The 13,880-nt window shown below is 63.6% G+C and carries 14 protein-coding genes; 8 read left to right on the top strand and 6 right to left on the bottom strand.

What is annotated here, in order from left to right; translation table 11 throughout:
• Window positions 1-16 precede the first annotated feature (16 nt).
• A complete protein-coding gene (locus U0S50_RS03130; RefSeq protein WP_322307312.1) occupies window positions 17-886 on the top strand; it encodes a DMT family transporter in 870 nt (289 codons plus the stop codon).
• A gap of 55 nt (window positions 887-941) precedes the next feature.
• Here U0S50_RS03130 and U0S50_RS03125 read toward each other — a convergent pair whose 3' ends face one another.
• Together U0S50_RS03125 and U0S50_RS03120 are read right to left on the bottom strand one after the other, a co-directional pair.
• A complete protein-coding gene (locus U0S50_RS03125; RefSeq protein WP_322307311.1) occupies window positions 942-2,777 on the bottom strand; it encodes a DUF885 domain-containing protein in 1,836 nt (611 codons plus the stop codon).
• Between the two features lie 156 nt (window positions 2,778-2,933).
• Complete coding sequence (locus U0S50_RS03120) at window positions 2,934-3,674, bottom strand: helix-turn-helix transcriptional regulator (protein ID WP_322307310.1); 741 nt, start codon at window positions 3,672-3,674, stop codon at window positions 2,934-2,936.
• Between the two features lie 134 nt (window positions 3,675-3,808).
• On the opposite strand from U0S50_RS03120, the gene U0S50_RS03115 reads away from it, so the two are divergent.
• Complete coding sequence (locus tag U0S50_RS03115; RefSeq protein WP_322307309.1) at window positions 3,809-4,528, top strand: class I SAM-dependent methyltransferase; 720 nt, start codon at window positions 3,809-3,811, stop codon at window positions 4,526-4,528.
• A 56-nt stretch (window positions 4,529-4,584) separates the two neighbouring features.
• On the opposite strand, the gene U0S50_RS03110 is transcribed toward U0S50_RS03115, so the two are convergent.
• On the bottom strand, window positions 4,585-5,481 hold the full coding sequence (locus U0S50_RS03110; RefSeq protein ID WP_322307308.1) for a LysR substrate-binding domain-containing protein: 897 nt from the start codon (window positions 5,479-5,481) through the stop codon (window positions 4,585-4,587).
• A gap of 133 nt (window positions 5,482-5,614) precedes the next feature.
• Here U0S50_RS03110 and U0S50_RS03105 point away from each other — a divergent pair, with 133 nt between their 5' ends.
• Both U0S50_RS03105 and U0S50_RS03100 read left to right on the top strand, forming a co-directional pair.
• Entirely contained in the window at window positions 5,615-6,013 is a 399-nt protein-coding gene (locus tag U0S50_RS03105) for a RidA family protein (RefSeq protein ID WP_322307307.1), read from the top strand.
• Between the two features lies 1 nt (window position 6,014).
• Window positions 6,015-7,142, top strand: coding sequence for an NADH:flavin oxidoreductase (locus U0S50_RS03100; RefSeq protein ID WP_322307306.1), 1,128 nt, complete (start codon window positions 6,015-6,017; stop codon window positions 7,140-7,142).
• Window positions 7,143-7,295: 153 nt separating this feature from the next.
• On the opposite strand, the gene U0S50_RS03095 is transcribed toward U0S50_RS03100, so the two are convergent.
• Entirely contained in the window at window positions 7,296-7,670 is a 375-nt protein-coding gene (locus U0S50_RS03095) for a nuclear transport factor 2 family protein (RefSeq protein WP_322307305.1), read from the bottom strand.
• A gap of 163 nt (window positions 7,671-7,833) precedes the next feature.
• Here U0S50_RS03095 and U0S50_RS03090 point away from each other — a divergent pair, with 163 nt between their 5' ends.
• A complete protein-coding gene (locus U0S50_RS03090) occupies window positions 7,834-8,004 on the top strand; it encodes a hypothetical protein (RefSeq protein ID WP_322307304.1) in 171 nt (56 codons plus the stop codon).
• Window positions 8,005-8,160: 156 nt separating this feature from the next.
• On the opposite strand, the gene U0S50_RS03085 is transcribed toward U0S50_RS03090, so the two are convergent.
• Entirely contained in the window at window positions 8,161-9,090 is a 930-nt protein-coding gene (locus U0S50_RS03085) for a DUF2268 domain-containing putative Zn-dependent protease (protein ID WP_322307303.1), read from the bottom strand.
• Between the two features lie 299 nt (window positions 9,091-9,389).
• On the bottom strand, window positions 9,390-9,875 hold the full coding sequence (locus U0S50_RS03080; RefSeq protein ID WP_322307302.1) for an Lrp/AsnC family transcriptional regulator: 486 nt from the start codon (window positions 9,873-9,875) through the stop codon (window positions 9,390-9,392).
• A 135-nt stretch (window positions 9,876-10,010) separates the two neighbouring features.
• Between U0S50_RS03080 and alr the strand changes: the two genes are divergently transcribed.
• Genes alr through U0S50_RS03065 form a run of 3 tightly spaced genes read left to right on the top strand, consistent with a single transcriptional unit; the run spans window position 10,011 to window position 12,782 of the window.
• A complete protein-coding gene (gene alr / locus U0S50_RS03075; RefSeq protein ID WP_322307301.1) occupies window positions 10,011-11,147 on the top strand; it encodes an alanine racemase in 1,137 nt (378 codons plus the stop codon).
• Entirely contained in the window at window positions 11,144-12,403 is a 1,260-nt protein-coding gene (locus U0S50_RS03070; protein WP_322307300.1) for a D-amino acid dehydrogenase, read from the top strand. The genes alr and U0S50_RS03070 overlap by 4 nt, the downstream gene beginning before the upstream one ends.
• 34 nt (window positions 12,404-12,437) lie before the next feature.
• Entirely contained in the window at window positions 12,438-12,782 is a 345-nt protein-coding gene (locus U0S50_RS03065; protein WP_322307299.1) for a RidA family protein, read from the top strand.
• Window positions 12,783-13,880: the final 1,098 nt, after the last annotated feature.

Raw genomic sequence — 13,880 nt, 5'->3', positions numbered from 1 at the left:
GGGAAAGCGAGATGTGATGGACAAGGAAAGATCATCGGCGAACGGATGGGGCAGCGGGATGCTCGGCGTCATTATTTTCAGCGGCTCGCTGCCCGCGACGCGCGTGGCGGTGGCCGACTTCTCTCCGCTTTTTCTGACCTCTGCGCGTGCCGTAATCGCCGCGTTTCTGGGAGGATTGCTGCTCATGGCCCTTCGCCAGGCACGCCCCGAGCGGAGCGACATGCTGCCGCTGGCCATCGTCGCCATCGGGGTCGTGGTCGGTTTCCCGCTGCTGTCCGCGCTCGCACTTCGGCACGTCACGTCGGCGCATTCGATTGTGTTCATCGGCCTTTTGCCGCTTGCAACCGCCATGTTCGGCGTGCTGCGCGGCGGGGAACGGCCCAAGCCGCTGTTCTGGCTGTTCTCGTGCATGGGAAGCGGAACGGTCGCGGCCTTCGCAATGTCGGGCGGCGGGTCGGGGTCGCAGACGGGCGATCTTTTGATGATCGCCGCCATCCTGCTTTGCGGGCTCGGCTATGCGGAAGGGGCGAAGCTCTCGCGCCGCCTTGGCGGGTGGCAGGTCATATCATGGGCGCTGCTGTTGTCGGCCCCGATAATGCTGCTGACGACGACGATGACGCTCCCGACATCATGGGGCGATATCGGCCCGCCCGCCTGGATCGGCCTCGCCTATGTCTCCATATTCTCGATGCTGGTCGGTTTCGTCTTCTGGTATCGCGGCCTCGCACTTGGGGGGATCGCGGGCGTCGGACAATTACAGTTGCTTCAACCCTTCTTCGGCCTGGCGCTGGCGGGCTGGCTGCTGGGCGAACCGGTCGCGTGGACGATGATCGCGGCCACCGGCCTGATCATCATCTTCGTGACCTTTGCGAAACGATGGGCGTGATGCGGACCGCCTTTTTCGGGAAACGCGGCCATGCCGCCGTCCCGCCCCCGGCGATTCACTCCGCCGCGGACAGGCAGCGCCCCTCCCAATCCTTCAACAGTCCGCCCAGCACCTCGAGCGGCATCGAGCCGGAGAGCACGGCGTCGTGCCAGGCTTTCAGGTCGAAACGGGAGCCCAGGACCCGACGCGACTGCGCGAGGAGACGTTTGAACTCGCTGTGGCCAACCTTGTATCCGCACGCCTGACCCGGCAGGACGCAATAACGATCGACTTCGCCCTGCGCGGAAACGAGGGGCATTCCGACGGTCGAAACCATATAGTCGACCGCCTGCTGGCGTCCCCAGCCCATCGCATGGATTCCCGTGTCGGCGACGATCCGGGCCGCACGCAACAGCAGCGCCTGTTGCAACCCGATGCGCCCGAACGGATCGTCGTCGTACAGGCCCGCCTCCTCCGCCAGTTCCTCCGCATAGAGCGCCCAGCCTTCCGAATAGGCGGCGAAATAGAAATGCTGGTTGATGGCGGGCACGCCCTGTGTCCGCTGCGTCACCGCAGAATTCCACAGATGGCCGGGAATGGCTTCATGAAAGGCAAGCGTGGGAAGCGCGTATCGGGGCCAGGCCGCAGTGTCGCGCAGATTGATGTAAAAGGCGCCAGGGCGCCGGTTATCGGCGCTGCCCGGAACAGCATAAGCGGCGACCGAGCCCAGTTCATTGGCCTTGGGCACGCGCAGAATTTCGATCGGGGCGGCTGGCACATCGTTGAAATAGTTCGGCATCCTTGCCCGGACATCGGCCAACAATCGTTCCAGATCGGCGATGATCCGGGCGCGGCCGATATCGTCGTTGGGATAGACCTGCGCCGGATGCGTGTTGAGCGCCACCAATCGCTCGGCAACGCTGCCCCGCGTCATCCCCTGCGCGCGCAGCAGGACATCGATCTTTGCCCCGAGTTCGGCGACCTCGGCCACCCCGACCCGATGGACATCCTCGACCGATGCCGCCGTCGTCACGTGCATTCGAAGCGCGGCGGCATAGAATTCGCCTCCGCCCGGCCGTCGCCCCAGCGAAGCCTGGTCGGTCGCGCGGGCCCTGAGTTGCAAGAGCAAGGCATGCTGGCGGTCGAGCGCGGCAGCCAGCGGCCCCTCCACAATGCGCGTCGCCCGCCGCTCCCAGTCGCCCGCCAGATTGTGTTCGGCCGTGCGGCGCACAAGCGAGGCGACGAGATCGGATTGACGCCCCCGCTGCGCGCGCAGCCGACCGGCCTGCGCGATGGTGAGGTCGAGGATGAAGTCCGGCGCAATCATCCCGCGATCCGCGTCGGCGGCCGCCATATCGCACTCGACGGCGACAAGGCGGGCGAAATCGGCCAGCCGTTCCAAATAGGCATCGGCATCGGCAGCGGTTTCGATCCCATGCTGTTGCGCCAGGATGAGTGGGACGTTCTGATAGCTGCCGCTGATCTGGTTGATCACATAAGGGGTCGGCCAATTGTCGATCGTGCCGAAACCTGCGGATCCCAGATCCGCCGCTCGTTCGGCCGCCCAGATCACCGTGTCGAGGTGATAGGGGTCCGCGCCGCCGAGGCTGCTGCGATCAAAACCTCGCAATCGGGGAAGCGCATCGATCAGCGCCTGTTGCGCGCCCAGACGATTATCGGGGCCAGAGGCTTTCCACCGGGCCTTGAGGGCCTGACGTTCCCCGACATCGAGCCCCAGCGCCGTGGCGATGGCAGGATCGAAATCCATCATGCGGCCAAACACATCGTCGAGCAGGGATATCAGCCGCTTCCCACCGCCCGGTTCTTCCGGGGCTATCGCGAAAGCCGGTCGAACCGTGCAACAGGCCGCAACGGCGGCGGCAGATGTCAAGAAATGGCGGCGGCTTTCCATGGAGAATCCCCTGACGCATTGGCAAATGATCGGAGCTTGCCTCACTTCAGGACGTTTCACGTTGAACGAATCCGCCATCCTGTTCCGAAAAATGGCATCGATTTGTCCTGGCGCGTGGGAAGCCATCGGCCGCCCCGGCAGCGACAGTCATCGCCTTTATCCAGCGACCGCCCCGTCCGCGGCATAATAGGCCCCGGGGGTTGCCCCGGTCGCCTTGCGAAACATGGCGATAAAATTGCTGGGGGATGAAAAGCCCAGATCATAGGCGATCGTCGTGACCGCTTGTCCGGCAGCCAGGCACTCGACCGCCTTGTGCAACCGCACCTGGGCCCGATACTGGGAAAAGGTCGTATGCGCGTCGGACCGGAACTCGCGCGCCAGCGTTCGGGGCGACACGCCAAGCTCGCTCGCCCAATCGCCGAGCGTTCTACCGTCCGATGGATTATCGTACAGCGCGGCCTGAATGGCGATCAGTCGCGTGGACCGCAGGGTGGGCAGGTGGAGCGGTGCCGGCGTTCGTACCGCGATCTCGTCGACGATCACCCTTTCGATATTGGCGATATGCCGATCGGACCGCGTCCCCGGCGCGGCCAAGGCCAGCAAGGCCGCGCGCAGAAGGTCGGACACGACGACGATCCCGGCTTCCTGCGGCACGCGATCCAGAACCGCTCCGCCGCAATAGGCGCTGTACATTTCGAGACCGAATGGCGTTTCGACATCGTGCCGCATATCGGCAGGAAGCCAGCAGCCCCGATGCGGCGGGACGATCCACGTCCCCCGTTCCAGATGGATCGTCAGAACCCCGTGCGCGGGATAGATAAGCTGCGCCCGCGCGCAGCCGTGCCAGCCGCTTCGATATCCGGGCGGATAGACGGTGCGGCAAATGTCGATTCCCATGGCTGTTCGCTTTGCCGTCCAGAAAAATCCGATGTCCGTTCCGAACCATTTTTTGGCACGATATCCTCTATCGGACAATCCGGCCTGGCTGGATGATCTGCGGAATTCGTGAAAAGCCGCACAGGATAATGACAGTGACAATCGCACAAACCGGCCCGGCCGCAATCCGCCCGCATGTCCGTTACAAGAATGATCTGGTCGCCGCGATCATGGATCGCACCCCGGCTTCCGTCCTCGATATCGGATGCGGCGAAGGACAGTTGATCGACACTTTGCAAAAGCGCGGCATCGCCCGGTGCACCGGGATCGAGGTCGATCCCGAAACCGTCCGATCGGCGACCGGCGCGGGGCTCGACGTCCGGCTCGGCCGCGCGGAACAACTCCCGTTCGAAGACAAGGCGTTCGATGTCGTGGTCCTCGATTATGTCGCCCATCACCTGGAGTTTCTGGGCTGTGCGCTGTCGGAGGCCGCCAGGGTCGCGAAGCAGGCGGTTCTCATCCTCGATCCCTGGTTCGACACCGCATTGCCGTCACAGCAGGTCGCGCGCGATTTCGACAATTGGTTCAAGCATCTCGACCGCCGACTGGGCATGGTCCACTTTCCGGTGATCGACACCGCGACATTGGCGACGGCGTTCGCGGGACCGGAGCGATGGCAAATCGATGTGGGCTATCGCCTTGTCCACCAGGGCATATCGATCGACGTCATGGAAGGACGGGCGCGGGGCCGATTGGCCGAGGCCGGATGCACCGACAATCTGGCGCACGAACTGGCTCCGCTGCTCGACCGTGCCCGCCTGCACGGCGTCACGGAGGATGGTGCGGTGCTGTTCTGCGCCGACCGTTCCCGCTGATCACGCCGGAAGCCGATCCGCATGGCCCGCCCATGGAGCCGAGATTTGTCCGCGCTCTAGCCGCTGGTGGTCATGGCGGCCGCCTCGTCCACAAGCCAATCCGCGACTTTCCGGACCGCCGCGTTGGTCTCGCCCTTTCTGATCAGCAGATGATGGCGAAAGCCCGGGATCGCGGGACCGAATGGCTGAACGAGTTGTCCGGCCGCCAGCTCATCCCGGACCAGTGCGAGGCTGGCCAGCGCCACCCCCTGCCCGGCAACGGCCGCCTGGATGGCATGGCTTTCATCCGAGAAACGAAGCTCGGGCGGGTCCGCCGGCGGCGCCGATCCGGCCGCGGCGAACCAGCGCGACCATGTCGGATTGTCGGGGTGACGCCGGCGCCATTCGAAATCGATCAGCGGCCGATGGGCCAGATCCTCCGCGCTCCCGATCCCCAACAGGGGGTTGAACACGGGTGCGAAACGATCCGCGAACAAGGGCAGGACCGCAAAGTCCGGATAGGGGCCCTCTCCGTAGCGGATCGCGATATCCATCCCCGCGGAATCGATGTTGACCACTTCGTCGGAAGCCTGGAGCTGGAGATCGATATCGGGCTGTAGCTGCCGAAATCGGCCGACGCGCGGCACGAGCCAGCGCGCGGTGAAGGCAACCGTTGCGGAAATGGAAACCTGCGTCCGCGCCCGTCGGCGCTGCAATCGGCCGATCACCTCGGCGAAGGCGTCGAAGCCATCCCTCAGCACCGGATAGAGCTGTGCCCCGGCGTCGGTCAGGGCCACCCGGCGCACGTGACGCTCGAAAAGCGCAAGACCGACATGTTCCTCCAGCGCGCGAATCTGGTGACTGATCGCGGTCGGCGTCACCGAAAGCTCGTCCGCCGCACGCTTGAAGCTTCCGTGGCGCGCCGCCGCTTCGAAAGCTCGCAATGCCGACAGAGATGGAAGGCGCCGCGCCATAGATGAATCCAAATAACCTATCGAGTGAAAATTCGACGTTTGTCGCCATTCAATAATCGTAACATAAGCAGATTACCAACCCCGCAAAAGTGAAATCATTTCACCACAGGCGGTTCATGAATGGAGTAACAAGATGAATCTGGAACGCGTCATCACCACGCCCGACACCTATGCCCCCTTCCTGCTGTCGCAAGGCATCAAGTTCGGCAATCTGCTCTTCATCTCCGGACAGGCGGGTTCAGGCGAAGACGGCAAGATCGTGGACGGCGGCTTCCGCGCCCAGGGCGAGCAGGCCTTCGCCAATCTGCGCCGGGCGCTCGAAGCGGGCGGATCCAGTCTCGACGATGTTATCAAGGTCACGATCTTCGTTACCGACATGGGCAATTTCAAGGATGTCGTCGAACTGCGCCGCGCTCATTTTTCCGCGCCCTATCCCGCCGACACCATCGCCGAGGTGAAAGCGCTCTATAATCCGGACGTCATGATCGAGATCGAAGCCATTGCCGCGGTCCGCGATGCGGGAGCCGCGTGACATGACCGCCGCAGCAACAGTCGCGACAAGCGCGGCCACGGACCGCCTGTTCGACCCGATGAAAATCGGCTTGCTGGGACTGAAGAACCGGCTGGCCGTCGCCCCCATGACCCGCGTCAGCGCGACCGAGACGGGCCATGCCACGGCCCGGATGGGTGATTATTACAACAGTTTCGCCGAAGGCGGTTTCGGGCTCATCATTACCGAGGGGCTTTACACCGACCAGAGCTTTTCGCAGGGCTATCTGTTCCAGCCCGGCGTCGCGGACGCGGCGCAGCGAGATGGCTGGGCGCCGATCGTCGAGCGCGTTCATGCCAGCGGCGCGCACATGATCGCGCAGCTTATGCATGCGGGCGCGCTGTCCCAGGGCAATCGATTCCGCGCCGATACACGCGGCCCGTCGGCGGTCCGCCCGTCCGGCGAGCAAATGGCCTTTTACCGCGGATCGGGGTCATATCGGATGCCGTCGGAAATGTCGCGAAGCGAGATTGACGAAGCAATCGCCGGCTTCGCCGCCGCGGCGGTCCGGGCGCGCGAGGCCGGCTTTGACGGCGTCGAGATACATGGCGCCAATGGCTATTTGCTGGACCAGTTTTTGACCGAAGGCGTCAATCGGCGCACCGACGCCTATGGCGGGGCGGTAGCCGAGCGGCTGCGCATCACGCTCGAGACCGCCGAAGCGGTTCGCGCGGCGGTCGGCCAGGACTTCATCGTCGGGGTGCGCAGCTCGCAGGGCAAGGTCAATGACTTCCTCTACAAATGGCGAGGAGCGGATGAGGCCGCCGAGATTTACGGCCTGCTGGGACAGGCCCCGATCGATTATATCCACACGACCGAGTTCGAGGCGTGGCAGCCAGCCTTTGAAAGCGGCGCCAGCCTCGCCAGCCTGGCCAAGCGCCACAGCGGCTTGCCGGTCCTCGCGAACGGATCGCTTCACGATCCCATGCGGGCCGCGCAGTTGATCCTCGACCACGGGGTGGATGCGGTTACACTCGGCCGCGGCGCCCTGACGCACGCCGACTGGCCGCGGCGTACCGCGAGCGGCACCGGGATCGCCGAGTTCGACCGCCGCATCCTGTCGCCGCTGGCCGACCTGGACAATGCCGACCGCATTCGCGCGGAGGGCTGAACGGGCATCGGCGCTTTCATCCCATGGGATGAGGGCGCCGCGCCTTTTGGGAACAAAATTGCCCTTGGTCCGGTCGGCAAAGGCATTTTTGCGTGCCACTCCCTGCGACGTTTGACAGCGGGCGCGTGCCCCTTCCCTTTCCTTAGGCCGCGATCATGCAGGCGGCGCCGAGCAATGCGCCAGCACGACACGCCACCCCCGCGCATCCCGGTGCCAGACGCGCGAATAGGCGAAGCGCCCGGAGAAGGCCGCCCCATTGTAAAGGCCCCTTAGATCGGCGGTCAGGCAGACTGTGGCGCTGTCGCCCCGCACGCGGATGACGGGTGGCGCCATGGCATCGATTGTCTCGATCCGAAGCAGGCCCGATCGATGGACTGCAAGGTCTTGATCCTTCGACAGACGATTCCCCGCGTGATCGGTAAAGCACAGCGTGTCGTCGAGCAGATCGTCGAGCGCCGCAACGTCGCTGGTCAGCATGGCGGTACGCAGCCTGGCTTCGGCGTCGACGATTGCATCATGGTCGTGCACTATGAAAACTCCCAAGTCCGGTGGCGAAAGATCGGCTGCTCCACGGTCGGGGCCATGCCCCGCGCATGTCAAGACCGGGCCCGATGGGTGCGCGCAGATGTTGATGAAAGGATCGGCCCACCGGTATAAATCCCGCGTCTGCAACAGGTTAGGTTCGGGAAGGTTGGCCCGCCCCCCGCTTGGCGGGTCTTTCCGTCACCGAGATGGCTTCCATGGCGGTTATGCGGGCTATTTTGCCGATCCTGACGGGCATCTCTGGGAAATCGCCTTTGCCGATCCTGACGGGCATCTCTGGGAAATCGCCTGGAATCCCCAGATGCTGCCGGTGGACTGACCCGCCGCGGATGCGGGCCTGATGGTCGTGACCGGATCAAGAGCGCGATCGGGCGCCGCGCTCAGGGCAATGCCGATGGGTTAAGGATCGGGCGCGCGCCGTATCGACGCGCCCCACCCTCTGACCGGATCGCGCGCCGGGCGCGTGTCCCGAAGCTCATTCGACTGGCGGCAGTTTTGCAGGTAATTCCATGCCGGGTTCCCATCCGCTCTTGTCGAGGATCGCCCGTACATCGCTGAGTTCGATGATATCCCGAAGCGCCTGCCGTTTGTCCCTGGCGTTCAGATAATAGGATTTGCAGATTCTGTAGCCCACCCAATAGCCGAGATCGCCGGGCGTCTCCTTGGTTCCAAACCCGTTGTACACCCATTTCGAGCCCATCGCGGTCGCATCGATGTCGCGCAGGAACTGGGCCTCTATCTCCTTCTCCCGCCCCTTTGTCACGTCCGCGAAATGTTGGTACGCGACCGAACCCGACGTCAGTTCGGCGACGAATTCAGCGCCGCCTTCCATCAGTGCGGCAAGCAAGACCGACGCATCGTCGTTCACTTCCTCAGCCCGGGGTTGCTGCACATGGGCATATTCATGGGCAATCACGTGCACGAACCGGTCCTCTACATTCGGATTGGGCACCGTCCAGGCGCACAAGGCCTCGACACCGATGTAAGCCCCCGAGGGATTTCCGACACCCACCGGCTTTCCATGCCCGATTACGAGATGGAGAGGCGCCATGCGCGCGTCCGCGTAGGAACGGCGCAGTTCGGCAAGAGCCTTTTGCAAGCGCACGCGCACTGGCGGGATCGCTGCCGCGCATTCGCGCGCATTGACGTAGAGCGCGGGATCCGACCGCAATCTGCGGGCGATACTTTCTGCGGAGACACGGCGCAGCTTTGCAAATTCAGCCAGCCCGCGGGTGCCCGGATCGAAATATTCGCGCTGCAGCGTCGCCGCGTCGGGCGCTCCGCCATGCGCATCATAAACCGAAAAAAATCGTTCGATATCTTGCGTTTCCACGTTGGGTTCCTGGCCGGCCACCGGCGCGGCCCATGCCAAGGCGGCAGCCGTCGCAACCATCAATCTGCTCAAGCCCATTTCCTTTCAACCGAAACGGCAGCACGCATCGGACGGCGCCCTTGCCCTATTTCCCTTGCCCCATTTTCGCGCGCAAGACCGCCTATCGTCACCCAAGGGGCGGGGCCGCCAGCGCGCAGCCCCGGCAAACCGAAGAATATGGCGACAAGCGCGCCCGGTCGCCTGGCCCCTTTCACAGCCGCAACATGACAGGCCGCAAACCCGAGCGCAATATGAACATCCTGATTTCAGGCGATGATTTCAGGGCGCAATGGAGCCGATCGATCGCCAGCCACTCTGCCGCTCCGCGCCGTTCAGCCAAGCGTGGAGGATGATCCCGACCGGCGTGGCAATCGTGAGGGCTGGGGCTGGTTCAGCACGCTGCGCATCGCGATGCTTGAATGGATACGCTCGACGCCGGGCAAGCGCGACAGGATATTCTTGTGAATTTCCTCGTAGGTGGCAGCGCTCGACGCCGACGCACGGAGCAGATAGTCGGCGTCACCGGTCATCAGATAGCATTCCTCAATCTCCGGATGCTGGCGCACCGCCTCTTCGAACCGGTTGAGATAGGCCTCTGTCTGCCGTTCCAGCGTAATTCGCACGATGGCGATGACGCCCGCCTCCTCCGGCGCGGCTATGATCGCGGTATAGCCCCGAATGATGCCGCGCGCCTCGAGATTGCCGACCCGTCGCAGACAGGCCGATGGCGACAGGCCCACTTCGGCCGCAAGTTCGCTGTTCGGAATTCGCCCATTGAGGCGCAGCAGGCGGACGATGTTACGGTCGATCGAATCCATGATGCAATATCATTCCAATTGGGCAGACGATCATTGCAATAGGGAGTGAATTTCCGCGTTTCAATTCATTCATCGCACAAATATTCGAATGATGTTCGGCTATGGATATCCCATCCACCTGGGGGAAACAGCCATATGCATGATCGCAGAATAATCCATGAAAGCGGGCGTCTTCGGATCGACCTTGGCGCGATCGTGCAAAATTACCGCATGGTGGCCATGCGCAGCGCCCCCGCCACGGTCGGTGCGGTCGTCAAGGCCGACGCCTATGGCCTTGGCGCCGTACAGGTCGCCAGAACGCTGCGCGAAGCGGGATGCCGGCTGTTCTTCGTCGCGCATCTCGACGAAGCACTGCACCTGCGTACCGCCCTGTCCGCCGACGATCGCATCATCATCCTGAACGGCCTGCCTCCGGGAACCGAAGCGCTGTGCGCGGCTTCTCGGTTCGTTCCGGTCCTCAACTCGCTCGATCAGGCCCGCCGCTGGCGCGATGCCGCCGACGCGGCGGGGCGCAGCCTGCCCGCCGTGCTTCAGGTCGACAGCGGCATGTCCCGGCTGGGGCTGGCGCCCGAAGACCTCGCGGTGCTTGCCGGCGACGAACTGTTCGACGCAGCGGTCGATCTGGCCATGCTGATGAGCCACCTTGCCTGCGCCGACACCCCGGACCATCCCGCCAACCGCGATCAGCTCGCCCGCTTCGAGGCCGCTGCCTCGCTGTTCCCCGATGTCTCGCGCACGCTCGCCAATTCGGGCGGCGCCTTTCTGTCGCCCGCCTTTCATGGCGACATCGTGCGCGCAGGGATCGCACTGTATGGCGGCGCCCCCCATGATGGCGCGCCGAACCCGATGCAGCCCGTCGTCGGCCTCGACGCGCGGGTGATCCAGCTTCGCACCGTGCCCGCCGGATGCGGCATAGGCTATGGCCACGACCATCGCTGCACACAGGACAGCCGCATCGCGACCATCGGGGTGGGCTATGCCGACGGCCTGCCGCGCACGCTGGGCAATCGCGGCGCGGCGTGGCTGGGCGACGTCCGCCTGCCGATCGTCGGCCGGGTATCGATGGACAGTATCACGCTGGACGTCACCGCGCTGCCGCCGGGGCGCCTGCAACCCGGCGACTGGGTCGAGTTGATCGGCCCGCGCCAGCCCGTCGACGCCCTTGCACGCGATGCGGGGACGATATCCTATGAGATACTGACCAGCCTCGGCACCCGTTATCACCGAAGCTATCGGGCCGCAGACGCCGGGCACCAGGCGAGGGCGGCATGAAGGTCGTCGTCCTGGGCAGCGGCGTCATCGGCGTCACATCGGCCTGGTATCTTGCGCAGGCCGGGCATGAGGTCGTCGTCCTCGACCGCCAACCCGGCCCCGCGCTGGAAACCAGCTTTGCCAATGCCGGCGAAATCTCGCCCGGCTATGCCTCGCCCTGGGCGGCGCCCGGCATCCCGCAAAAGGCGATCCGCTGGTTGCTGATGCACCATGCCCCCCTGATCCTGCGCCCGCAGGTCGATAGGGAGATGCTCGGCTGGCTGGTCGCGATGCTGCGCAACTGCACCAGCGCACGCTATGCGATCAACAAGGCACGGATGGTCAGGCTTGCCGAATATAGCCGCGACCGGCTGATCGCGCTGCGCGCCGACACCGGCATTTCCTATGACGAGCGGATGCTGGGGACATTGCAGCTGTTCCGCACCCAAAAGCAACTCGACGGCACCGCCAAGGATATTGCGGTGCTGCGCGCGGGCGGTGTCCCCTTTGAGCTGCTCGACCGTGACGCCTGCGTCGCCGTCGAGCCAGGCCTTGCGGGCGCACGCGACAAGATCATGGGGGGCTTGCGCCTGCCCGGCGACGAGACCGGGGACTGTTTCAAGTTCACGGAAGCACTCGCGGCGATGGCCGCCGAACGGAGCGTTACCTTTCGCTATGGCGAGACGATCCGCGCATTCGCGGTGGAAAACGGACGGATCGCCGCCGTCGACACCGACGCGGGCCGGATCACCGCCGACCGCTATGTCGTCGCGCTCGGCAGCCATTCGGCCGCGATGCTCCGTCCGCTCGGCCTCAAGCTGCCGGTTTATCCCGTGAAGGGCTATTCGATCACCGTACCGATCGTCGACGCAGTCCGCGCGCCCGAATCCACGCTGATGGATGAAAGCTACAAGATCGCGATCACCCGCCTTGGCGACCGCATCCGGGTTGGCGGGATGGCCGAGATTTCGGGCTATAACAACGCGCTGCCCGAACGGCGCCGCGCGACGCTGGCCCATTCGCTGACCGACCTGTTCGACGGCGCGGGCGATGTCGCCGCCGCAAGCTATTGGTCGGGGCTGCGCCCGATGACGCCGGACGGAACCCCGGTCATCGGCGCCACCCCCTATGACAATCTGTTCCTCAACACCGGGCACGGCACGCTGGGCTGGACGATGGCATGCGGGTCGGGCCAGCTGATCGCGGACCTGGTGAGCGGCGCGACCCCCGATATCGAAGCTGACGATCTTTCCATCACCCGTTACGGCGGACGCTGATCCGTCAATATTTCATCGCAAGAAAGGAAATGACATGACCATTACCCGTATCGACGCCGGAGCGCGCATGAGCCAGGCCGTCATCCACGGCGACACCGTCTATCTCGCCGGGCAGGTCGGCGCCCCCGGGGAAAGCGTGACCAAGCAGACCCAGGCGATCCTCGAGCAGATCGAACAGCTGCTTGCCAAGGCCGGTTCCGAAAAGGCAAAGATCCTGTCGGCCACGATCTGGCTCGCCGACATGGCCGACTTTGCGGAAATGAACGCGGTCTGGGACAATTGGGTCGGCGGACGCGATGCCCCCGCCCGCGCAACCGGCGAAGCCAAGCTCGCTACCCCGGATTATAAGGTCGAAATCATCGTCATCGCGGCGCGCTGATCGAAAAACTGATATCAGGCAGCGGCGTTCGCGCCGCTGCCGCTTATCTTGCACGCGGACGCGCGCCCTCTTTTTTGCATTCCGCAAGTTTACGGCGGCCCATTTTCGAAAATGCTTCAGCTCGCGCCGAGTTTGGCGCGCGCCCTGCGTTTCCCTATTCTTAATCGTCCAAGATTATGATCGACGCCTGAAGGGACGCGCGCCGATGTATCAATTGTTCTCGCTTGTCTTGGTCGATTGGCTTTTGCCCAATCCTGAGAAAGACACGCCTGTCCGGTGGCTGGCGCGAATAGCGCTACTCGTCCTGGTCGCACTGACATTCACGTCCTTTCGCTGAAACATATGAAGGCATTCGTGAAGCGCTTGGAGATGGTGCGCCGGACCTGGTGTCAGTTTCCGGCTTGGCGTGCCCCGATCGGAGCAGGCCAAGTTTCTGGTCCGGAAAGAGATTCCGCCGGAGTTAAAAAGCCAAGAGCCGAGTGAGGACGGCTAACGTTGCAGTCCTTCCTCCATGCCTCGATCAGGCGTCTTAGGAACCCTTTAGATATACCCATATATCCCCCACCGGCGGGGAGCGATCTATGTCCCTAAATCCTGACTAATTGCCCCGGTCCGGAAAATCCCACATTTCCGAGACTTTCAGAGAACCCTGCCAACGTCGGATTACAGGGGTCTGTCCCCGTCATATGCTTCGGTCATGATGGACCTAATCCCGTGCCTGGAAGCCCACAATAGCTTATCAGCGTGGGCGCAGTTCTTTAGCGCTATGCTGGCGTTGGTCGTCACATTGGGCTTGTAACGGTTTTGCGCCGGTCACCTATTTTACTATGCGACCTTGGCTTCGAACGCGAGGGGGCTGATGCTGCCCGGATATGAATGACGCCAACGGCTATTGTAGAACCCGTCGATGTAATGGAAGATGGCAGCCTCAGCCTGACGCCTTGTTGGCCAACTCTCCGATGGACATATTGAACTGATCTGCCCCCTTCTGAGTGGTCCAAAATTGATGATATTTTGGACGACGAAGGAGATATAGAATGCCGAGCAAAAAGCATCGCCCGGAAGAGATTATCGGCAAGCTACGTGAGGCGGAGGTTG

The sequence above is a fragment of the Sphingopyxis sp. genome (assembly GCF_034380315.1).
GTDB lineage: Bacteria > Pseudomonadota > Alphaproteobacteria > Sphingomonadales > Sphingomonadaceae > Sphingopyxis.
Note: the sequence above shows the minus strand (reverse complement) of the source record. Positions and strands in the feature narration are given on the sequence as shown.

Coding starts and splice junctions, on each gene's coding strand:
- U0S50_RS03130 (WP_322307312.1), top strand. CDS start 17: ATGGACAAGGAAAGATCATCGGCGAACGGATGGGGCAGCGGGATGCTC.
- U0S50_RS03125 (WP_322307311.1), bottom strand. CDS start 2,777: ATGGAAAGCCGCCGCCATTTCTTGACATCTGCCGCCGCCGTTGCGGCC.
- U0S50_RS03120 (WP_322307310.1), bottom strand. CDS start 3,674: ATGGGAATCGACATTTGCCGCACCGTCTATCCGCCCGGATATCGAAGC.
- U0S50_RS03110 (WP_322307308.1), bottom strand. CDS start 5,481: ATGGCGCGGCGCCTTCCATCTCTGTCGGCATTGCGAGCTTTCGAAGCG.
- U0S50_RS03105 (WP_322307307.1), top strand. CDS start 5,615: ATGAATCTGGAACGCGTCATCACCACGCCCGACACCTATGCCCCCTTC.
- U0S50_RS03100 (WP_322307306.1), top strand. CDS start 6,015: ATGACCGCCGCAGCAACAGTCGCGACAAGCGCGGCCACGGACCGCCTG.
- U0S50_RS03080 (WP_322307302.1), bottom strand. CDS start 9,875: ATGGATTCGATCGACCGTAACATCGTCCGCCTGCTGCGCCTCAATGGG.
- alr (WP_322307301.1), top strand. CDS start 10,011: ATGCATGATCGCAGAATAATCCATGAAAGCGGGCGTCTTCGGATCGAC.
- U0S50_RS03070 (WP_322307300.1), top strand. CDS start 11,144: ATGAAGGTCGTCGTCCTGGGCAGCGGCGTCATCGGCGTCACATCGGCC.
- U0S50_RS03065 (WP_322307299.1), top strand. CDS start 12,438: ATGACCATTACCCGTATCGACGCCGGAGCGCGCATGAGCCAGGCCGTC.